The 20,190-nt window shown below is 62.0% G+C and carries 23 protein-coding genes; 2 read left to right on the top strand and 21 right to left on the bottom strand.

All coding sequences use genetic code 11. The features are described from left to right. The 9 genes from ccmI to ccmA all read right to left on the bottom strand — a co-directional run bounded on the left by ccmI (window position 1) and on the right by ccmA (window position 6,966). Window positions 1–1,203 (bottom strand): c-type cytochrome biogenesis protein CcmI, encoded by a 1,203-nt coding sequence (gene ccmI, locus AC09SL_RS00470; protein WP_058545026.1) that lies wholly within the window; start codon window positions 1,201–1,203, stop codon window positions 1–3. Further along, on the bottom strand, window positions 1,196–1,669 hold the full coding sequence (locus AC09SL_RS00465) for a cytochrome c-type biogenesis protein (protein ID WP_018606539.1): 474 nt from the start codon (window positions 1,667–1,669) through the stop codon (window positions 1,196–1,198). Before AC09SL_RS00465 ends, ccmI begins: the two co-directional genes overlap by 8 nt. Beyond that, window positions 1,666–2,202, bottom strand: coding sequence for a DsbE family thiol:disulfide interchange protein (locus tag AC09SL_RS00460; RefSeq protein ID WP_057448502.1), 537 nt, complete (start codon window positions 2,200–2,202; stop codon window positions 1,666–1,668). The genes AC09SL_RS00465 and AC09SL_RS00460 overlap by 4 nt, the downstream gene beginning before the upstream one ends. Beyond that, on the bottom strand, window positions 2,199–4,187 hold the full coding sequence (locus AC09SL_RS00455; RefSeq protein WP_058545027.1) for a heme lyase CcmF/NrfE family subunit: 1,989 nt from the start codon (window positions 4,185–4,187) through the stop codon (window positions 2,199–2,201). The genes AC09SL_RS00460 and AC09SL_RS00455 overlap by 4 nt, the downstream gene beginning before the upstream one ends. Window positions 4,188–4,190: 3 nt before the next feature. Then, window positions 4,191–4,646: a cytochrome c maturation protein CcmE gene (gene ccmE, locus AC09SL_RS00450; RefSeq protein ID WP_058545028.1), complete on the bottom strand. Its 456-nt coding sequence runs from the start codon at window positions 4,644–4,646 to the stop codon at window positions 4,191–4,193. Continuing rightward, a complete protein-coding gene (gene ccmD, locus AC09SL_RS00445) occupies window positions 4,643–4,819 on the bottom strand; it encodes a heme exporter protein CcmD (RefSeq protein ID WP_003199159.1) in 177 nt (58 codons plus the stop codon). Before ccmD ends, ccmE begins: the two co-directional genes overlap by 4 nt. Further along, window positions 4,816–5,571, bottom strand: coding sequence for a heme ABC transporter permease (locus AC09SL_RS00440; protein WP_003199153.1), 756 nt, complete (start codon window positions 5,569–5,571; stop codon window positions 4,816–4,818). Before AC09SL_RS00440 ends, ccmD begins: the two co-directional genes overlap by 4 nt. Before the next feature lie 94 nt (window positions 5,572–5,665). Next, on the bottom strand, window positions 5,666–6,334 hold the full coding sequence (gene ccmB, locus AC09SL_RS00435; RefSeq protein ID WP_003199151.1) for a heme exporter protein CcmB: 669 nt from the start codon (window positions 6,332–6,334) through the stop codon (window positions 5,666–5,668). Further along, the gene (gene ccmA, locus AC09SL_RS00430) at window positions 6,331–6,966 is read right to left on the bottom strand and encodes a cytochrome c biogenesis heme-transporting ATPase CcmA (protein ID WP_058545029.1); all 636 of its coding nucleotides are present in this window, start codon (window positions 6,964–6,966) and stop codon (window positions 6,331–6,333) included. The genes ccmB and ccmA overlap by 4 nt, the downstream gene beginning before the upstream one ends. 198 nt (window positions 6,967–7,164) lie before the next feature. Between ccmA and fliK the strand changes: the two genes are divergently transcribed. Together fliK and AC09SL_RS00420 are read left to right on the top strand one after the other, a co-directional pair. Next, on the top strand, window positions 7,165–8,736 hold the full coding sequence (fliK, locus tag AC09SL_RS00425; RefSeq protein ID WP_058545030.1) for a flagellar hook-length control protein FliK: 1,572 nt from the start codon (window positions 7,165–7,167) through the stop codon (window positions 8,734–8,736). Beyond that, entirely contained in the window at window positions 8,733–9,062 is a 330-nt protein-coding gene (locus tag AC09SL_RS00420; RefSeq protein ID WP_014337186.1) for an EscU/YscU/HrcU family type III secretion system export apparatus switch protein, read from the top strand. Before fliK ends, AC09SL_RS00420 begins: the two co-directional genes overlap by 4 nt. Window positions 9,063–9,227: 165 nt before the next feature. Here AC09SL_RS00420 and AC09SL_RS00415 read toward each other — a convergent pair whose 3' ends face one another. The 12 genes from AC09SL_RS00415 to fleN all read right to left on the bottom strand — a co-directional run bounded on the left by AC09SL_RS00415 (window position 9,228) and on the right by fleN (window position 20,114). Next, on the bottom strand, window positions 9,228–9,623 hold the full coding sequence (locus AC09SL_RS00415; protein ID WP_058543537.1) for a DUF2802 domain-containing protein: 396 nt from the start codon (window positions 9,621–9,623) through the stop codon (window positions 9,228–9,230). A 1-nt stretch (window position 9,624) separates the two neighbouring features. Then, window positions 9,625–10,110 (bottom strand): chemotaxis protein CheW, encoded by a 486-nt coding sequence (locus tag AC09SL_RS00410; RefSeq protein WP_003199144.1) that lies wholly within the window; start codon window positions 10,108–10,110, stop codon window positions 9,625–9,627. A gap of 72 nt (window positions 10,111–10,182) precedes the next feature. Then, window positions 10,183–11,058, bottom strand: a complete 876-nt coding sequence (locus AC09SL_RS00405; RefSeq protein ID WP_058543538.1) for a CheW domain-containing protein — start codon at window positions 11,056–11,058, stop codon at window positions 10,183–10,185. Window positions 11,059–11,249: 191 nt separating this feature from the next. Then, on the bottom strand, window positions 11,250–12,041 hold the full coding sequence (locus AC09SL_RS00400; RefSeq protein WP_058543539.1) for a ParA family protein: 792 nt from the start codon (window positions 12,039–12,041) through the stop codon (window positions 11,250–11,252). A gap of 49 nt (window positions 12,042–12,090) precedes the next feature. Continuing rightward, window positions 12,091–12,975, bottom strand: coding sequence for a flagellar motor protein MotD (gene motD, locus AC09SL_RS00395; RefSeq protein ID WP_058543540.1), 885 nt, complete (start codon window positions 12,973–12,975; stop codon window positions 12,091–12,093). A 4-nt stretch (window positions 12,976–12,979) separates the two neighbouring features. Next, window positions 12,980–13,720: a flagellar motor protein gene (locus AC09SL_RS00390; RefSeq protein WP_003199135.1), complete on the bottom strand. Its 741-nt coding sequence runs from the start codon at window positions 13,718–13,720 to the stop codon at window positions 12,980–12,982. Continuing rightward, window positions 13,720–14,847, bottom strand: a complete 1,128-nt coding sequence (locus tag AC09SL_RS00385; RefSeq protein WP_058543541.1) for a protein-glutamate methylesterase/protein-glutamine glutaminase — start codon at window positions 14,845–14,847, stop codon at window positions 13,720–13,722. The genes AC09SL_RS00390 and AC09SL_RS00385 overlap by 1 nt, the downstream gene beginning before the upstream one ends. Before the next feature lie 48 nt (window positions 14,848–14,895). Next, entirely contained in the window at window positions 14,896–17,172 is a 2,277-nt protein-coding gene (locus AC09SL_RS00380) for a chemotaxis protein CheA (RefSeq protein ID WP_058543542.1), read from the bottom strand. A 28-nt stretch (window positions 17,173–17,200) separates the two neighbouring features. Further along, a complete protein-coding gene (locus AC09SL_RS00375) occupies window positions 17,201–17,986 on the bottom strand; it encodes a protein phosphatase CheZ (protein WP_058543543.1) in 786 nt (261 codons plus the stop codon). An 18-nt stretch (window positions 17,987–18,004) separates the two neighbouring features. Then, window positions 18,005–18,376, bottom strand: a complete 372-nt coding sequence (locus tag AC09SL_RS00370) for a chemotaxis response regulator CheY (protein ID WP_003199125.1) — start codon at window positions 18,374–18,376, stop codon at window positions 18,005–18,007. 167 nt (window positions 18,377–18,543) lie between these two features. After that, a complete protein-coding gene (gene fliA, locus AC09SL_RS00365; RefSeq protein ID WP_014337177.1) occupies window positions 18,544–19,287 on the bottom strand; it encodes an RNA polymerase sigma factor FliA in 744 nt (247 codons plus the stop codon). After that, the gene (gene fleN / locus AC09SL_RS00360) at window positions 19,284–20,114 is read right to left on the bottom strand and encodes a flagellar synthesis regulator FleN (RefSeq protein ID WP_003184001.1); all 831 of its coding nucleotides are present in this window, start codon (window positions 20,112–20,114) and stop codon (window positions 19,284–19,286) included. Before fleN ends, fliA begins: the two co-directional genes overlap by 4 nt. Between the last annotated feature and the right edge of the window lie 76 nt (window positions 20,115–20,190).

Here is a 20,190-nt window from a genome sequence, read left to right as displayed (position 1 = left end):
TTATTTATCCGGGCTGTCGATGGTCAGTTGTTGCTGCGCCGTGGTACTGCTCGCCAAGGGCTGGCTGCGACCGATCCACTCCCCGGCGGTCGGCTGGCCGGCCCGGGAGATGCGCGCCACCAGTTGGACTTCAGGGAAGTTCGACAGTTTCAACTGCGGCATCATTGCGTCCGCGTCCCCCAACTCTACCGTGACTGGCAGGTCGGCGACCGTCAGGCGCTTGGCGGCCAGCGGCGCGGGGGGGCCGGAAACGGCGCGGGCGAAAATGAATACGCTGTCGCTCGGCTGCACCTTGGCCTTGAGCGCTGGCGCCAGGTCGACGCGCACCTTGAGCAGTGCCGCAGCCTTGGCCACCGGAGCCTGGGCGACCTTGCCACCACTGGCTTGCAGCTTCTCGGTGGCGCGGGTAATGCCACCCTGCAGCGCTTCACGGGACTTGTCGCCCTCCGGCAGTTCTACCAGCAGGCGGCCCCAATAATCGATCGCGTCCTGGTAGCGTTCGCCCTCAAAGGCGGCGATGCCCAACAGGCCGAGGCTGGTGACTTCCTTCGGATCGAGTTTCAGCGCTTCGTCGGTCAGCGCCTGGAGCTTGTCCGACCATTTCTTGCCATCGGCAAAATACTGCGCCTGGGCCCATTGGCCCAGCAGTTCGGGTTGACGACCGGCCACCGCCACGGTGCGCTCGAAGACCTTCGCCGCGTCTGCGGGCCGATCCTGCGCCATGTAGGTACGCCCGAGGAAATACAGGCCCTCGGCGTTATCCGGTTGCGCCGCCACCGCACGTTCCAGGCGCAGGGTCATCTCTTGCATCGACTGCGGCGCCTGGGCGAATTCACGGGTCAGCTCGACCTTGTCGCTGGCGCCGAAATGCAGGTACAGCGCCAGGCCCAACACCGGCACCAGCACAGCGGCGAGCAACGGCAACGGCTTGCCCAACCGGGATTCGCGCGGCACATCGGCACCCTCGGTGTCGGCGAGCAGTTCACGGGCGGCTTCGGCGCGACCGGTATCCAGCTGCGCGGCGTTGAGCACGCCCTCCTCCCGCTCGGCTTGCAGTTCGGCAACGCGCTCCTGGTACAGGGCCACGTTGAGCGCGGTACGGTCCTCCTCGCGTTGAGCGCGACGACCACGCAGTACAGGGATCAACAGAAAACTCAGGGCAACCAGAAGAAGCAGACCTGCGGCGAGCCAGAAATCAATCATGCTTGGTTTTATCCAACAGTTGGTCGAGGCGCTGGCGCTCTTCGACAGAAAGCGTGTCCGGGGCGGCCGTGCGCTGGACCCGGCGGCGGCGCACGATCACTGCAATGACGACGAAACCACCAAGCAACAGCCCGGCGGGGCCGAACCAGAGCAGCGCGGTCTTGGAGGACAGGGCGGGGTTGTAGCGTACGAACTCACCGTAGCGATCGACCATGAAATCAATGATCTGCTGGTTGTCCTTGCCCTCGCCGAGCATGCGGAAGATTTCCTTGCGCAGGTCGGCGGCAATCGGTGCGTTGGAGTCGGCGATATCCTGGTTCTGGCACTTGGGGCAGCGCAGTTCCTTGGTCAGTTCGCGAAACCGCTCGCGCTCGCCGTCGTTGGCGAATTCGTAGGTGTCGATGGCGGCGTGGGCCACACCGGCAAGGCTCAGGCCGAGGATGGCGGCGGCTAACCAGCGCTTCATGGCTTGGCCTCGTCCACCAGCGCCTGATACTTGGCGGCCAGTTTCTCGCGCCAGACCTGTTCGTCGATCACGCCGACGAATTTGTCGCGGATAACGCCCTTGGCATCGATGAAGAACGTTTCCGGCGCGCCGTAGACACCCAGGTTCAGGCCCAGGGAACCGTCTTCATCACGAATGTCCAGTTGATACGGATTGTGGAACTCGGCCAGCCACTTCAAGGCGTCGGCATTGACGTCCTTGTAATTGACGCCGTAGATCACCACGCCGTTCTGGGCCAGTTTGTTCAGCACCGGGTGCTCGACCCGGCAGGAAATGCACCAGGTGCCCCACACGTTGACCAGCGCCGGCTTGCCCAGCAGGTCGGCACGGGTCAAGGTTTTATCGCCCTGCACCGATGGCAGGGAAAACTCCGGGAACGGCTTGCCGATCATCGCCGAAGGCAACTCGGTCGGATTCAGGTACAGCCCCCGGTACAAAAACACCGCCATCAACAGGAACAGCGCCAGCGGCACCAACATCAACCAACGTTTCATGCAGTGGCTCCCGTCACGCCCAGGGCTTCACGCACCCGGGTTTTCACCTTGACTCGATAACGCCGATCCAGCGCCGCCAGCACCCCACCCAGGCCAGTGAGCAAGCCACCGAACCAGATCCAGCGCACGAACGGCTTGACGTGGACCCGTACCGCCCACGCGCCGTCGCCCAGGGACTCGCCCAGCGCCACGTAGAGATCGCGGGTGAAACCGGCATCGATGCCGGCTTCGGTCATCACCGAGTTCTGCACGGTGTAGAGACGTTTTTCCGGGTGCAGCACGGTAATTTCCTGGCCGTTGCGGATGACCCGCACGGTGCCTTTGTCGGACGTGAAGTTCGGCCCCTCGAAATGCTTGGCGCCCTCGAACACGAACTGGTAGCCCCCCAGGTCCATGGACTCACCCGGCGCCAGGCGCAGGTCGCGCTCGGCGCTGTTCTGGCTGGACAGAACCACGCCCAGGGCGCAGACGGCGATGCCCAGGTGAGCGACCTGCATGCCCCAGTAACTGCGGGTCAGGGTTGGCAGGCCTTTGATCAGGCCTTTGTGCCGGGTCTTGTCGAAGATGTCCCGTACACCCGCCAGCAACACCCAGGCTGCCAGCACGAACGTCGCCAGCACCGCCCAGTTGAAGTCGCCATACGCCACGCCGGCCACCACGGCCAGGGCGGCCGTGCCCAGCAGCACCGGGGTCAACATGCCCAGCAGCCACTTGACCGGAGTGTCTTTCCAGCGCACCAGCATACCGATGGCCATCACCACCATCAGGATCGCCATCAGCGGGATGAACAGCGCATTGAAATACGGCGGCCCGACCGACAGCTTGGCGCCGGACAGCGCGTCGAGCACCAGCGGGTACAAGGTTCCCAGCAGGATCATCGACGCGGCCACCACCAGCACCAGGTTGTTGCCCAGCAACAGGGTTTCCCGTGACCAGAGGTTGAAGCCGACCTGGCTCTTGACCACCGGCGCACGCAGGGCGAACAGCGTCAGCGAACCGCCGACCACGAACAGCAGGAACATCAGGATGAACACGCCACGCTCAGGGTCCGAGGCGAAGGCATGCACCGACGTCAGCACGCCGGAACGCACCAGGAACGTCCCCAGCAGGCTCAGGGAGAACGCCGCGATGGCCAGCAGCACGGTCCAGCTCTTGAACACACCGCGTTTTTCCGTAACCGCCAGGGAATGGATCAGCGCCGTGCCCACCAACCAAGGCATGAACGAGGCGTTTTCCACCGGGTCCCAGAACCACCAGCCGCCCCAGCCGAGCTCGTAGTAGGCCCACCACGAGCCGAGGGTGATGCCGATGCCGAGGAAGGCCCAGGCAACGATGGTCCACGGACGCGACCAGCGTGCCCACGCGGCATCGAGGCGCCCACCGAGCAACGCGGCGATGGCGAAGGCGAAGGCCACGGAGAAGCCGACGTAGCCCATGTAGAGCATGGGCGGGTGAACGATCAGACCGATGTCTTGCAGCAAGGGGTTGAGGTCGCGGCCATCCGTCGGCATTTGGGGCAGGATGCGCTCGAACGGGTTGGAGGTAACGATCAAAAACAGCAGGAAACCGGTGCTGATCATGCCCATCACTGCCAGGACCCGGGCCAGCATCACCTGGGGCAACTGCCGGGAGAACACCGAAACGGCGAAGGTCCAACCGGCCAGGATCAACGCCCAGAGCAACAGTGAACCCTCATGGGCGCCCCACACCGCGCTGAACTTGTAGTACCAGGGCAAGGCGCTGTTGGAGTTGCTGGCGACGTATTCCACGGAAAAGTCGTCGGACATGAACGCATAGGTCAGGCAACCGAAGGCGAACAGCATAAAAGCAAACTGCCCCCATGCCGCCGGCTGGGCCAGGCTCATCCACAAACGATCGCCACGCCAGGCGCCCAGCAACGGCACCACGGCTTGCACCAGGGCAAAGCACAGGGCCAGGATCATCGCCAGGTGGCCCAGTTCGGGAATAAAGATGCCGGTCGTCATCGATCAACCCTCCTTCACGGGAGCGGGCGCCGACTGGCCGCTGTCTTTCAGGGCCTTGGTCACTTCCGGCGGCATGTATTTTTCGTCGTGCTTGGCCAACACTTCGTCAGCCACCACCACGCCCTCGGCGTTGAGCTTGCCCAGGGCAACGATGCCCTGCCCTTCGCGGAACAGGTCCGGGAGGATGCCGCGATAGGTGATGGTCACGGTCTTGTTGAAGTCGGTGACATTGAATTTCACGTCCAGTGAATCCCCGGAGCGCTCCAGCGAGCCTTTTTCCACCATGCCGCCAGCGCGGATGCGCGTGTCCTTGGGCGCTTCGCCGTTGGCGATCTGGGTCGGGGTGTAGAACAGGTTGATGTTCTGCTGCAGGGCGCTCAGGGCCAGGGCGACCGCGGCACCGACACCCACCAGGATCGCAAGAATGATGATAAGACGTTTTTTGCGCAGCGGATTCACTGACCGTTCTCCCGGCGCAGACGACGCGCCTCTTGTTGCAGATACCGCTTGCGAGCCAGGATCGGCACCGCCACGTTGAGGGCCAGCACCACCAGGCAAATGCCATAGGCTGACCAGACATACAGGCCATGATGGCCCATGGCGAGGAAATCGCCGAATGAAGCGAAACTCATCGAGCGGCCTCCAGGCTGTTCTGTACTTCGGCCTTCACCCAACTGGCCCGGGACTCGCGCTTGAGCACTTCCAGGCGCATGCGCAGCAACAGCACCGCACCGAAGAAGCAATAGAAACCCAGCACGGTCAGCAACAGCGGCAGCCACATTTCGACAGGCATCGCCGGTTTTTCGGTGAGGGTGAAGGTTGCGCCCTGGTGCAGGGTGTTCCACCACTCCACCGAGTACTTGATGATCGGGATGTTGATCACGCCGACAATCGCCAGTACCGCGCAGGCCTTGGCAGCACTGTCACGATTGCTGATGGCGTTGCCCAGCGCAATAAGACCGAAGTACAAAAACAGCAGGATCAGCATCGACGTCAGTCGCGCATCCCAGACCCACCACGACCCCCAGGTCGGCTTGCCCCAGATGGCCCCGGTGACCAGCGCCACGGCGGTCATCCAGGCGCCGATGGGCGCGGCGCATTGCAGGGCCACGTCGGCCAGCTTCATCTTCCACACCAGCCCGACCACACCGCACACCGCCAGCATCACGTAGACGGACTGAGCCAGCATCGCCGTGGGCACGTGGATGTAGATGATGCGGAAGCTGTTGCCTTGCTGGTAGTCCGGCGGTGCGAAGGCCAGGCCCCAGACCACGCCAGAACCAATCAACAACAGTGCAGCGATGCTCAGCCATGGGAGCAGTTTGCCGCTGATGCCGTAGAACCACTTGGGTGAGCCGAGCTTGTGAAACCAGGTCCAGTTCATTGCTGTTTCCATCACGGTTGCGGCTCGCCGTCACGAACCGCCGGGGCAGCCTTTACTTCCAAAGAAGTGGTCAGTTTTTGACCAGGCCTCGTTATTATTCGCCGACGCTGATTTTCAGGCCAGCGGCTATTGCAAAGGGTGTCAGGGTTATCGCCAGGGCGGTCAGGCTCCCAAGCCACAGCAGATAACCGGTCGCGGGCATGCCTTGCAACGCCGCTTGCAAGGCACCACTGCCCAGGATCAAGACCGGGATATACAACGGCAGGATCAGCAGCGCCAGCAGCAGGCCACCACGCTTCAACCCCACCGTCAACGCCGCACCCACCGCACCGAGCAGGCTCAGCACCGGTGTACCCAGCAGCAGCGACACCAGCAGCACTGGCATGCACGCGCCAGGCAGCCCCAGCATCATCGCCAGCAGTGGCGAGAGCAATACCAGTGCCAGGCCGGAAAAAACCCAGTGTGCCAGTACCTTGGCCAAAACCAGAAGGGCCAGGGGGTGCGACGAAAGGACCCACTGTTCCAGTGAGCCGTCTTCGAAATCACTGCGGAAAAGCCCGTCCAGCGAGAGCAGGACCGATAAAAGCGCAGCGACCCAGACCAGTCCCGGAGACAAGGTTTGCAACAATTGAGTCTCCGGCCCGACCGCCAACGGGAACAATGCAATGACAATGGCGAAGAACACCAGCGGATTGGCCAATTCGGCCGGACGACGGAACAGCAGGCGCGCCTCGCGGGCAAGCAACAGGCCAAACACACTCATACGGCCCAGTTCCCCAGATCAATGTTGCGATAACCGGCCGGCATCCGCGTCAGCGTGTGGTGGGTGGTCAAGAGCACCATGCCGCCATTTTCACAGTGCCGGGCCAAGTGTTCTTCGAGCTGCGCGACGCCCTGCTTGTCCAGGGCGGTGAACGGCTCGTCGAGGATCCACAACGGAGGGCTGTCCAGGTACAGCCGGGCCAGGGCCACGCGGCGTTGCTGGCCGGCGGACAAGGTGTGGCTCGGCACGTCTTCGAAGCCGCGCAGCCCTACCGCCGCCAACGCCTGCCAGATCGCTTCGCGGCCGGCCGGCGTATGCAGTGCGCAGAGCCAACTGAGGTTCTCTTCGGGGGTCAGCAAATCCTTGATACCGGCGGCATGGCCGATCCACAGCAGATTGCGGGCCAGTTCGCTGCGCTGGCTGTGCAAGGGCTGGCCATTGAGCAACACCTGGCCTGCGGTGGGTTGCATCAACCCGGCCAGCAGGCGCAGCAGGCTGGTCTTGCCGCTGCCGTTGGGACCACTGATTTGCACCATATCGCCACGCGAGAGTCTCAATTCGAGATTTTCGAAAAGCAGTCGCAAGTCTCGCTCACAGGCGAGGCCGACGGTTTGCAGGAGAGGACTGGTCAAGGGATCGCGGGCCTTATACGGTTCAAGTCGGCGGTGCAGCGGCCGTTAAAGTGGTGCAGCATAGATGCATTGACGGCCTGTTCCACAGAGCTGCGTCAAACAATTGCAAGGTTTTCGCCACTCCCTGAAAGACGGGCGGCATTATACATGCCCTAACCCACTCTCAAGAGAGCTTATTTCCCCAAGGTAAGACCGCAAATGACAGGCGACATGAACATCCTGCCGGTGCCCCAGCCCACGGCAACGACGCGCGCGCCAGTGGTCAGTGGCGAGTTGCTCAAACTGCTGGTGCCGACCGAAGGCCTGATCAGCTCGGGCCAGATCGCCCAGGCCGAAGTGCTGTCGCTCAAGCAGGCCGACCAGACTTTCCAGCTGTTGCTCAAGGTCACTCTGGAGAGCGGCCGCCAGACCACCGTGCAGGCCACCAGCACCCAGCCGCTGCCCCAAGGCACCAGCCTGGCCGTGACCCAGCCGTCCGCCAGCAACCTGGCGATCGCCGTGCAACAGGCCGTGGCCTCCAGCGTCGCCACCTTGACGCGCATCGACACGGCGCAGATGCCGGTCGGCACCCTTCTGCAAGGTAAAGTGCTGACCAGTCAGGCGTTGCCGCAGTTGCCTGGGCAACCGGCGGTCTATCGGTCATTGGTGAGCCTGCTCAACACCGCCCAGGCTGGCAATACCCTGGACATCGACAGCCCGCAACCACTGCGCATCGGCACACTCTTGAGTGCCCAGGTGCAAGATACCCAGACGCTGAAATTCGTTCCGCTGAGCAACCGCCAGGAGCAACTGGCTGTGAGCCAGCAACTGGTCACCCAAGTGAGCCGCCAGGGCTCGCTGGACAGCCTGATCACGGCCCTGCAAAACCTGCCGGCCACTGACGACACCGGTGCCGAGCTGCGCGCCGCGGTGACACGCCTGTTGGCCAGCCTGCCGGATGTCCAGCAGTTGAGCACGCCCAAGGGGTTGGCCCAAGCCATGGTCGCCAGCGGTGTGTTCCTGGAAAGCAAGTTGCTCGCCGGGCAGCTGCCGGGGCCGACACCGGACCTCAAAGGCGACCTGCTCAAGCTGATCGCCCAACTGACCCCGGCCCTGCCCGCCTCCACCAACCTCACGGCCATCATTGCCGCCAACACCCTGGCCCAGGTGCTGCCCAGTTTTGTCCGCAATGCCCTGGGAACCCTCGGCCAGGTCAGCGCCAAGCCCCAACCCACCAGCTTCCCACTGCCCTCGCGCCTGATGAAAGGCCAGGATGAAGAAGGCAACCTGGAACACCTGTTGCGCCTGGCCGCTGCCGCCGTGTCACGCTTGCAAAGCCATCAGTTGTCGAGCCTGGAACAGACCGGCCTGACCGACGACGGTCGGCTGATGAGCACTTGGCAATTGGAAATCCCGATGCGCAACCTGCAGGACATCGTGCCGTTGCAGGTCAAGTTCCAGCGCGAGGAAACCCCGCCCCGGGAACAACCAGACGAACGCCGGGAAGAACGCGAGCCGAAGCAGCAGCTCTGGCGGGTGGAATTGGCGTTCGACATGGAACCGTTAGGCCCGTTGCAGGTTCAGGCCCAGTTGCTCAGCGGCAGCCTGTCCAGCCAGTTGTGGGCAGAACGGCCGTACACCGCGAGCCTGATTGAAAGCAACCTGACAGCCTTGCGTGAACGCCTGGTGACCTGTGGCCTGAACGTCGGCGACCTGGACTGCCACCTCGGCACCCCGCCCCAAGGCCCCAAGACCCGCCTGGAACAACGCTGGGTAGACGAAACCGCATGACAACCCACACCGAACCCCGCCAGGCCATCGCCCTCAAGTACGACGGTCACCACGCCCCCACCCTCACCGCCAAGGGCGACGAAGCCCTGGCCGAGGAAATCCTGCGCATCGCCCGCGAAAGCGAAGTACCGATCTATGAAAATGCCGAGCTGGTGAAGCTCTTGGCGCGGATGGAGCTGGGGGACAGCATCCCGGAAGAGTTGTATCGCACGATTGCCGAAATCATCGCCTTTGCCTGGAACCTCAAGGGCAAGTTTCCCCAGGGCCATGACCCGAATGCGCCGAGCGTCGAGAAGGATGTGACCGACCGCGGTGACGATTACTGAGCCTTCAACGAGTTGAAGGTCAGGCGCTGTGTAGGAGCTGCCGAGCGAAGCGAGGCTGCGATCTTTCTGCTGACAGTTGAATCTCAAGCGAAAGATCAAGATCAAGATCAAGATCAAGATCAAAAGATCGCAGCCTCGCGTTGCTCGGCAGCTCCTACATGGCGATCAGTCGCCCTTGTGCAGCTTGCTCATCAACTCCGCCTCGGCCTGGGTCAGGCCGCAGGCTTGGGTCAGTTCGTCGACGCTGGCCCCCATACCCACCAGGCGGGCAGCCTGGGCGAAGGACAGGCTGGAGGGGTCGCGCTGTTCCAACTGGGCAAGTTTATCCGGCAACGGCGCGACCACGGCACGCAGCTCATGGAGCGCTTCGCCCATGCGCACGGTGCCGTTCTGGTAATCGTCGACGCGCTTGGCCAGGTCCTTGATGCGCTGGTCGCGCAGCGCATCGCCCTGGGCCTGCTGAGCGGCGATCTGCCGCTGGCCACGTATGTACGCCAAGAACATCGCCAGCGTGCCTGCCCAGAAAAGGAACAGGACAATGACTGCTACCTCAAGAATCAAATCAGATACTCTCCAGTTCCGACCACTCTTCTTCGCTCATCATCTTGTCCAGTTCAACCAGAATCAGCAACTCGTTGTTCTTGTTGCACACGCCCTGAATGAACTTGGCGGACTCTTCGTTACCCACGTTCGGCGCAGTCTCGATTTCCGACTGACGCAGGTAAACCACTTCGGCGACGCTGTCGACCATGATGCCAACCACTTGCTTGTCGGCTTCGATGATGACGATCCGGGTGTTATCGCTGATCTCGGCATTCATCAGGCCGAAGCGCTGGCGGGTATCGATTACCGTGACCACGTTGCCACGCAGGTTGATGATGCCCAGCACGTAGCTCGGTGCACCCGGTACCGGAGCGATCTCGGTATAGCGCAGCACTTCCTGAACACGCATCACGTTGATGCCGTAGGTTTCGTTATCGAGCTTGAAGGTCACCCATTGCAGAATCGGATCTTCAGAACCCTTTTGAGACGACGCCTTATCATTCATACCCTGACCCCTCGAAAAACCGCCTGTGGCGGCGTGTACTCTGTCCGGCGACGCTGTGCGCCACCGGTTGTCTTATTTCGGTTTCTGGACCGGCTTCTTGCTGCCGCCCAGATGTTTTGCCCCACCGCTGGCGATCAACTCCGCCAGCTCGGAAACGTCCAGCAAGGCGCACATGTGCTCGATCACCGTACCGGCCAGCCATGGCCGTTGCCCTCGATGGCTGCGCCACTTGATCTCGTTCGGGTCCAGGCGCAGCGAACGGCTGACCTGATGCACCGCCAACCCCCATTCGTAACCCTGCACTGAAATCACGTACTGCAAGCCCTGGCGAAAGTCATCGCGATAACGGTCCGGCATCACCCAGCGCGCCGTATCCAGTACCTTCAGGTTGCCGGCCTGGCTCGGCAGGATCCCGAGGAACCATTCCGGCTGACCAAACAACGGCGTCAATTCCTGCCCGGCCAGGGAATAAATCGATCCCAGGCATACCAGCGGCACCGCCAGGGTCAACCCGGCCACATCGAACAACAAACACTCGAACGGCTCGGCAGCCCAGGCCGGCCGGTCATCGCCCGGCACCGGAGGCGGTGGGTTGCTCGGTGGCAAATGGATTTCCACCACCGGCGTCACCAGGCCTTGCAGCAGCGGGGCTACGGTCGAGACCGGCGCCAGGATCGGCGCAGGCGCGTCCATGACCGCTACCTGAGGCTTGATAAACGGTGCCTCGACCGCTGCAGCCACTACTGATTTCTGTGCATCACGGGCCTGCTCTTCGAGCACGGCCGCCTGAAATTCATCCAGCTCCCCCTTGGCTTCGACGTTCTCGGGCAACGCCTCGATCACGCTTGGCTGTGGCGGCAATTCTTCGGTCGCTTCCTGCAGCAGCCCATCCAGATAGGACTGCAGGGCCATTTGCGGACGCGAGGTTGTCTTTATCGGGCGGCTCATAGGAACAGTGCGCCACTTGAAGAGGTTATCGGCATGAATGCCATGAGACTTGAGCCTGCAAAACTGTCAGACATCCGAGTAGGAGCGGCCGAAGGCTGCGATCCTTTGACTTTGATCTGCGGCACATTCAGGTTCACTGAAAGATCGCAGGCTGCGCCAGCTCCTACAGCCCCCACATACAGAGATTTCAATCAGGCCACCTGCTGCGGAACAAGCTGCTGGGCCAACAGGTGCTTGAGCAGCGCCCGGTAGGCCAGCACGCCACGGCTCTTGCCATCGAATTGCGAAGGGGTCACACCTGCGCGGCTGGCGTCCCGCAGGCGGGTATCGACGGGGATGTAGCCTTGCCAGATGTCATCCGGGTACATGTCCCGCAACACCCGCAGGGTGCCCAGGGAGGCCTGGGTGCGACGATCGAACAGGGTCGGCACGATGTTGAAGGCCAGCGTCTGCTTGCGCGAGCGGTTGACCATAGCCAGTGTATTGACCATGCGCTCCAGGCCCTTGACCGCCAAGTGCTCAGTCTGCACCGGGATCACCAATTGCTGGCTGGCGGCCAAGGCATTGACCATCAGCAGCCCCAGCAACGGCGGGCTGTCGATGATTGCGTAATCGAAATCCTGCCACAGCTGCGCCAGACTCTTGGCGATCACCAGGCCCAGCCCGCTTTGCCCGGGCGACTGTCGCTCCAGAGTGGCGAGGGCGGTGCTCGATGGCAGCAGGGAAATCCGCTCGTTGCTGGTGGACAACAGCAATTGCCCCGGCAAGCCCTCGGGCACAGCACCCTTGTGCAGGAACAAGTCGTAGTTGCTGTGCTCCAGGCTGTCGGGATCGTAGCCGAAATAGCTGGTCATCGAGCCATGGGGGTCCAGGTCGACGATGACCACGCGCTTGCCCGCCTCGGCCAGCAACCCGGCTAAAGCGATGGAAGATGTGGTCTTGCCCACACCACCTTTTTGATTGGCGACTGCCCAGACTCTCATTCGGATCGTTCCTCCCGGCCGAAACAGGCTCGACCGAGAAATAGCTCGGTTATAAAGCGGGTGACGGAGAATTGACGGCACTCTGTCTTCCCGGCGACTTGACCGGAGCCGGTGCAGTTTGTGTGCCAGCCCGCTTCAATGCCGCATCTGGAGTTGCCTTGGCCGTACCGGTACCGGTCAGGCTACGACGTACATCGAGGTTGCGCGACACCACCAGCACCACCCGCCGGTTGCGCGCACGCCCCTCGGCCGTGGCGTTGTTGGCGACCGGCTGGAACTCGCCGTAGCCCACCGAGGCCAGGCGACCGGGGTTCACTCCCTGCATCGCCAGCATGCGCACGATGCTCGCCGAACGGGCCGAGGACAGTTCCCAGTTGGTCGGGTACTGCGCGGTACGGATCGGCTGGTCGTCCGTGAAGCCTTCGACATGGATCGGGTTGTCGAAGGGTTTGAGGATCGCCGCGACCTTATCGATGATATTGAACGCCATGTCACTGGGCATGGCATCGCCGCTGCCGAACAACAGGCTGGAATTGAGCTCGATCTCGACCCACAACTCGTTGCCACGCACGGTCATCTGGTTGGAACTGATCAGGTCGCCGAACGCCGCGCTGATGTCGTCGGCGATGCTTTTCAACGGATCGCTACCACCGGCGATACCGGCATCGACCTGCTCGCTGTCCTTGACCAAGGGTTTGGCCGGCGTGATCGTCTTTGGTCGCTCTTCGCCAATGGGGATAGGCTTGAGGGCACGATCGGAGTCGGTAAATACGCCGATCAACGCCTCGGAAATGACCTTGTACTTGCCTTCATTGACCGACGAAATCGAATACATGACCACAAAAAAGGCAAACAGCAGCGTGATGAAGTCGGCGTAGGAAACGAGCCAGCGTTCATGGTTGACGTGTTCTTCACGGTGTCTGCGACGTGCCATGGTCTTAGTCCATGAAGCCCTGGAGCTTCAACTCAATGGAGCGCGGGTTTTCACCTTCGGCGATCGACAGGATCCCTTCCAGCAGCATTTCGCGATAGCGCGACTGGCGCAACGCGATGGACTTGAGCTTGGCCGCGATGGGCAGCAACACCAGGTTGGCACTCGCCACACCATAGATCGTGGCGACAAACGCCACGGCGATGCCGCTGCCCAGTTGCGATGGATCGGCCAGGTTGCCCATCACGTGGATCAGGCCCATCACCGCACCGATGATGCCAATGGTCGGCGCGTAGCCGCCCATGCTTTCGAATACCTTGGCCGCTTCGATGTCGCGGCTTTCCTGGGTGTAGAAATCCACTTCCAGGATGCTGCGGATGGCTTCCGGCTCGGCGCCGTCCACCAGCAATTGCAGGCCTTTGCGCGAGTAGCTGTCAGGTTCGGCATCGGCCACCCCTTCCAGGCCCAGCAAACCTTCCTTGCGAGCGGTCAGGCTCCAGTTCACCACGCGATCGATACCACCGGCCAGGTCGACACGGGGCGGGAACAGAATCCAGATCAGCACTTGCATGGCGCGCTTGAAAGCGCTCATGGGCGACTGCAACAGCGCCGCGCCGATGGTGCCACCGAGCACGATCAACGCCGCTGGGCCGTTGGCCAGCGCGCCCAGATGACCGCCTTCCAGATAATTGCCGCCAATGATGGCGACGAACGCCATGATGATGCCGATCAGGCTGAGCACATCCATTACAGGCAGGCCTCGACCAGGTGTCTACCAATGTCGTCCAAGCTGTACACCGCGTCGGCAAGATCGGCCTTTACGATGGCCATCGGCATGCCGTAGATCACGCAGCTGGCTTCGTCCTGGGCCCAGATCGCGCTGCCGCCCTGCTTGAGCAGGCGCGCGCCTTCGCGACCGTCGGCGCCCATGCCGGTGAGCACCACCGCCAGAACTTTGTCACCGTAGGACTTGGCCGCGGAACCGAAGGTGATGTCCACGCAGGGCTTGTAGTTCAGACGCTCGTCACCGGGCAGGATTTTCACCGCGCCGCGGCCATCGATCATCATCTGCTTGCCACCCGGTGCCAGCAACGCCAGGCCTGGACGCAGGATGTCGCCATCCTCGGCTTCCTTGACGCTGACGTTGCACAGCTTGTCCAAGCGCTCGGCAAACGCCTTGGTGAAGGCCGCCGGCATGTGCTGGATCAGCACGATGGGGGCCGGGAAGTTGGCCGGCAACTGGGTCAGGACCCGCTGCAGCGCCACCGGGCCACCCGTGGACGTACCGATAGCGACCAGCTTGTAGGCTTTGCGCTTGGGCGCCGGCGACGACGTACTGGCGGGTGCCGGGCGAGCCGGCGCAGGTGCCGGGGCACTGCGTGCCGGTGCCGGATTGAAGCTGCTCGATGCAGCCGGCGTCGGGCTGGGCGCCGCAACAGGGGCTGGCGCCGATGCGCTGTAGGCACCGACACGGCGATTGCTGCGGGAAATGCTGTGGACCTTTTCGCACAGCAACTGCCGGACTTTGTCTGGGTTGCGCGAAATGTCTTCGAAATTTTTCGGCAGGAAATCCACCGCACCCGCGTCCAGCGCATCGAGGGTCACCCGGGCGCCTTCATGGGTCAGGGACGAGAACATCAATACCGGGGTCGGGCAGCGCTGCATGATATGCCGCACGGCCGTGATGCCGTCCATCATCGGCATCTCGTAGTCCATGGTGATCACGTCCGGCTTGAGTGCCAGGGCCTGATCGATCGCCTCTTTGCCGTTGGTCGCGGTACCGACGACCTGAATACTCGCGTCCGCCGAAAGAATTTCCGAGACGCGGCGGCGGAAAAACCCCGAATCGTCCACCACCAGGACTTTAACTACCATAAACACTCCGTTAGACGAGGCGCGGCCCTGGGCCACGCCCCTCCAGAATCAAATACGCCGGGCGGCGTAACGCTTGAGCATGCTTGGCACATCGAGAATCAACGCGATGCGGCCGTCGCCGGTGATGGTGGCGCCGGACATGCCCGGGGTGCCCTGGAGCATCTTGCCTAACGGCTTGATGACCACTTCTTCCTGGCCCACCAATTGGTCGACGACGAAGCCGATCCGCTGGGTGCCCACCGAAAGGATCACCACATGGCCCTCGCCCTGCTCCACATGAGCGGCGGAGCTGACCAGCCAGCGCTTGAGGTAGAACAGTGGCAGTGCCTTGTCCCGTACGATCACCACTTCCTGGCCGTCCACCACGTTGGTGCGCGAAAGGTCGAGGTGGAAGATCTCATTGACGTTGACCAGCGGGAAGGCGAATGCCTGGTTGCCCAGCATCACCATCAGGGTCGGCATGATCGCCAGGGTCAACGGGACCTTGATGACAATCTTCGAGCCCTGGCCCTTGGTCGAGTAGATATTGATCGAACCGTTGAGCTGGGAAATCTTGGTTTTCACCACGTCCATGCCCACGCCACGGCCCGACACGTCGGAAATCTCGGTCTTGGTCGAGAAACCCGGGGCGAAGATCAGGTTGTAGCACTCGGTGTCGCTCAGGCGGTCGGCGGCATCCTTGTCCATCACACCGCGTTTCACCGCGATGGAACGCAGCACGTTCGGGTCCATGCCTTTGCCGTCATCGGAGATCGACAGCAGGATGTGGTCGCCTTCCTGCTCAGCGGCCAGTATCACCTTGCCGCTGCGGACCTTGCCCGAGGCTTCGCGTTCTTCCGGCGACTCGATGCCGTGGTCGACCGCGTTGCGCACCAAGTGGACCAGCGGGTCGGCCAGGGCCTCGACAAGGTTCTTGTCGAGGTCGGTCTCTTCACCCACCAGTTCCAGGTTGATTTCTTTCTTGAGCTGGCGAGCCAGGTCGCGAACCAGGCGCGGGAAGCGCCCGAAGACTTTCTTGATCGGCTGCATCCGGGTCTTCATGACCGCGGTCTGCAGGTCTGCCGTGACCACGTCGAGGTTCGACACGGCCTTGGACATGGCTTCATCCTGACTGTTGAGGCCCAGGCGCACCAGACGGTTACGCACCAGCACCAGTTCGCCGACCATGTTCATGATCTCGTCCAGGCGTGCGGTATCGACCCGAACGGTGGTCTCGGCTTCGCTGGCCGGCTTGTCCGCTGGCGCAGCCGCCGCAGCACGGGCTGGCGCCGGAGCAGCAGCGGCAGCCTTGGCGGGCTCGGCCTTCGGTTCCGGTGCCTTGGCAGCGGGTTTGGGCGCAGCCTTGGCCGCCGGTGCGGCCGCAGTGGCAGCGGCAGTAGGCGCAGCAGGCGCAGCAGGCGCAGCGGAAGCGGTACCGACTTCGCTGAACTTGCCCTTGCCGTGCAGCTCATCGAGCAGTGATTCGAATTCGTGATCGCTGATCAGGTCGCTGCCCGCGGCAGCGGCGGCGGGCTTGGCCGGCGTCGGCGCCGAAGCGATGGCTGAATCCAGCGCGTCAACGGCAAACGTGCCCTTGCCGTGCAACTGATCAAGCAAGGCTTCGAATTCGTCGTCGGTGATGTCGGAGCTGTCGCCCGCGGCTTTCGGCGCGGCCGGGGCCGCCGGCGGGACCACGGCATCAGGCGCGAACTGGCCCTTGCCATGGAGCTGGTCGAGCAGTGATTCGAACTCGGCATCGGTGATTTCATCGCTGGCAGCCCCATCGACAGCCGGCGCAGCAGGTGCAGCCGGAGCGACCGGCGCCTCGGCCTGGGCCTTGACGGTATTCAGGGAGTCCAGCAGTTGTTCGAATTCGTTATCGGTGATGTCGCCCGATTCCTCGGCGACCGGTTCTTCAACCACGGCCTCGGCAACCGGAGTCGCTTCGTCAGCCGATTGCGGCTCGGCCAGACGCGACAGCGCAGCGAGCAGCTCGGGGGTGGCAGCGGTGATCGGCGAGCGCTCACGCACTTCGCTGAACATGCTGTTGACCGCATCCAGCGCTTCGAGCACCACGTCCATCAGTTCCGAATCAACGCGACGCTCACCCTTGCGCAGGATGTCGAACACGTTTTCGGCAATGTGACAGCACTCCACCAGCTCGTTGAGCTGGAGGAAGCCGGCGCCTCCTTTTACAGTGTGGAAACCGCGAAAAATTGCATTGAGCAGATCCGCATCATCTGGTCGGCTTTCCAGCTCGACCAGTTGCTCGGACAGTTGCTCTAGAATCTCGCCGGCCTCAACCAGGAAATCCTGAAGGATCTCTTCATCGGCGCCGAAGCTCATTAATGGCTGCTCCTAAAATAGGGCTAAATCAAAATCCAAGGCTGGACAGCAAATCGTCCACATCGTCCTGACCGGACATAACGTCTTCTCTTTTATCGGCATGAATCTGCGGACCTTCACCCTGAGAGAGATGTTTTTGTGGATCTTTTTCAGCGAGCATCGCTTCACGGTCGTGTTCGATGCCGGCAAAGCGGTCGACCTGGCTGGCCATCAACACCAATTTGAGCAGGTTGCTTTCCACTTCGGTGACCAATTGGGTCACCCGCTTGATCACCTGGCCGGTCAGGTCCTGATAGTCCTGGGCCAGCAGAATATCGTTGAGGTTGCTGGCCACCGCGCGGTTCTCGGTGCTGCTGCGCGTCAGGAAACCGTCGACTCGACGGGCCAGCTCCCGAAACTCTTCGGCGCCGACTTCGCGCCGCATGAACCGCCCCCAGTCGGTGCTCAAGGCCTGGGCTTCTTCGCTCAGGCCATTGACCAGCGGCGTTGCGCTTTCCACCAGGTCCATGGTGCGGTTGGCCGCAGCCTCGGTCAGCTTGACCACATAACCCAGACGCTCGGTGGCGTCGGTGATCTGCGAGACTTCCTCGGCCTGCGGCATATTCGGGTCGATCTGGAAATTGACAATCGCGCTGTGCAATTCACGCGTGAGCTTGCCCACCTCCTGATACAGACCGCGGTCACGGGTCTGGTTGAGCTCATGGATCATTTGAACCGCATCGCCAAAGCGACCTTTTTCAAGGCTGTCGACCAGTTCGCGGGCATGTTTTTTCAGGGTCGATTCGAAATCGCCCATTGAAGATTCGTTATCCATAGCTCCCCCGTGGCGCCGTTAACCGATGCGTTCAAAGATTTTTTCAATCTTCTCTTTCAACGCCTGGGCCGTGAAGGGTTTGACCACATAGCCGTTCACACCGGCCTGGGCCGCTTCGATGATCTGCTCGCGCTTGGCTTCGGCAGTGACCATCAGCACCGGAAGATGCTTGAGTTTTTCGTCGGCACGCACCTGGCGCAACAGGTCGATACCGGTCATGCCCGGCATGTTCCAGTCGGTGACCAGAAAATCGAAGTTGCCACTGTGCAACATCGGGAGCGCAGTGGTCCCGTCATCTGCTTCGGCCGTGTTGGTGAACCCAAGGTCACGCAACAGGTTTTTTATGATCCGCCGCATCGTTGAGAAGTCATCAACGATGAGGATTTTCATGTTCTTGTCCAATTCGACCTCCAAGCAGTCTTAAACGCGCCCAGCACCTGGACGCGCCATTTCAATCAATCCGGCACAACACTCGACGACGGTTTGGAGCACAACGGATGGAGACTGGCGCAGCACCTGCCAGGCCAGCCTCGTTCGCAGTGTCCCCACACTGCCTGTCAACGCGCTCGCCACTCCCCCAAACGCCCCCGCAAACGGGCCGCGCACTGGCTGTGTAACTGGCTGACCCGCGATTCGCTGACCCCCAGGACCTCACCGATTTCCTTGAGGTTCAGCTCTTCGTCGTAGTACAGCGCCAAGACCAGTCGCTCACGCTCCGGCAAATTGGCAATCGCATCCGCCAGCGCACTCTGGAAACGCTCATCTTCCAGGTCACGCGACGGCTCCATGTGAGCACTCGCGTTATCCTCGTGCAGCCCTTCGTGTTCGCCGTCCTGCAACAGGTCGTCGAAACTGAACAGGCGGCTGCCCAAGGTATCGTTCAAAATCCCGTAATAATCGTCGAGACTCAACTGGAGTTCGGCCGCAACCTCGTGATCTTTAGCGTCACGCCCGGTTTTAGCTTCAATTGCACGAATTGCATCACTGACCATGCGGGTATTGCGGTGTACCGAACGCGGCGCCCAATCGCCCTTGCGGACTTCATCGAGCATGGCGCCGCGAATGCGAATACCGGCATACGTCTCGAAACTCGCGCCCTTGCTCGCGTCGTATTTGTTCGACACTTCGAGCAGGCCGATCATGCCCGCCTGGATCAAGTCTTCGACTTGGACACTGGCCGGCAAGCGCGCCAGCAAGTGATAGGCGATACGCTTGACCAGTGGCGCGTAACGCTCGATCAATTCGTATTGGGCGTCCCGTGCCGATTTTTTGTAGAGATGGTTGTAACCGCTGGCTGTCATAGCACGGGCCCTGCTGTTTGTTGCACAAGACGCTCGACGAAAAATTCCAGATGCCCGCGTGGGTTGGCCGGCAGTGGCCAGGTATCGACCTTCTGGGCGATCGCCTTGAACGCCAGCGCGCATTTGGAACGTGGAAAGGCTTCATAAACGGCACGTTGCTTCTGGACAGCCTTGCGTACGCTTTCGTCGTAAGGCACTGCGCCGACGTATTGTAGGGCGACGTCCAGGAAGCGATCCGTGACCTTTGTCAACTTGGCGAACAGGTTGCGTCCTTCCTGCGGGCTCTGGGCCATGTTGGCCAGGACGCGGAAGCGGTTCATGCCATAGTCGCGGTTAAGCAACTTGATCAGGGCATAGGCATCGGTGATGGACGTCGGTTCGTCGCAGACCACCAGCAGCACTTCCTGGGCGGCGCGCACGAAACTGACGACCGAGTCACCGATACCGGCTGCGGTGTCGATCACCAGCACATCGAGATTGTCGCCGATGTCGCTGAAAGCCTGGATCAGGCCGGCGTGCTGGGCCGGGGTCAGGTGAACCATGCTCTGGGTGCCAGAGGCAGCCGGCACGATGCGAATGCCGCCCGGCCCCTGCAACAACACGTCGCGCAGCTCACAGCGCCCTTCAATCACGTCCGCCAGCGTGCGTTTGGGTGTAAGCCCCAACAACACGTCGACGTTCGCCAGGCCCAGGTCGGCGTCCAGCAGCATGACCCGTCGGCCAAGCTCTGCCAGAGCCAGGGACAAGTTCACTGACACGTTAGTCTTCCCGACGCCACCTTTGCCGCCGGTCACCGCGATCACCTGTACGGGATGCATGCTGCCCATGTTCGTTCTTTACCTTGTCTTACTTAGACGGAGGCCACATTACTGGCTGCGCGTTCACATACGGAACAATGCATGG

The sequence above is a fragment of the Pseudomonas sp. PF05 genome (assembly GCF_056521845.1).
This window is presented reverse-complemented; position numbering and strand designations above follow the sequence as displayed.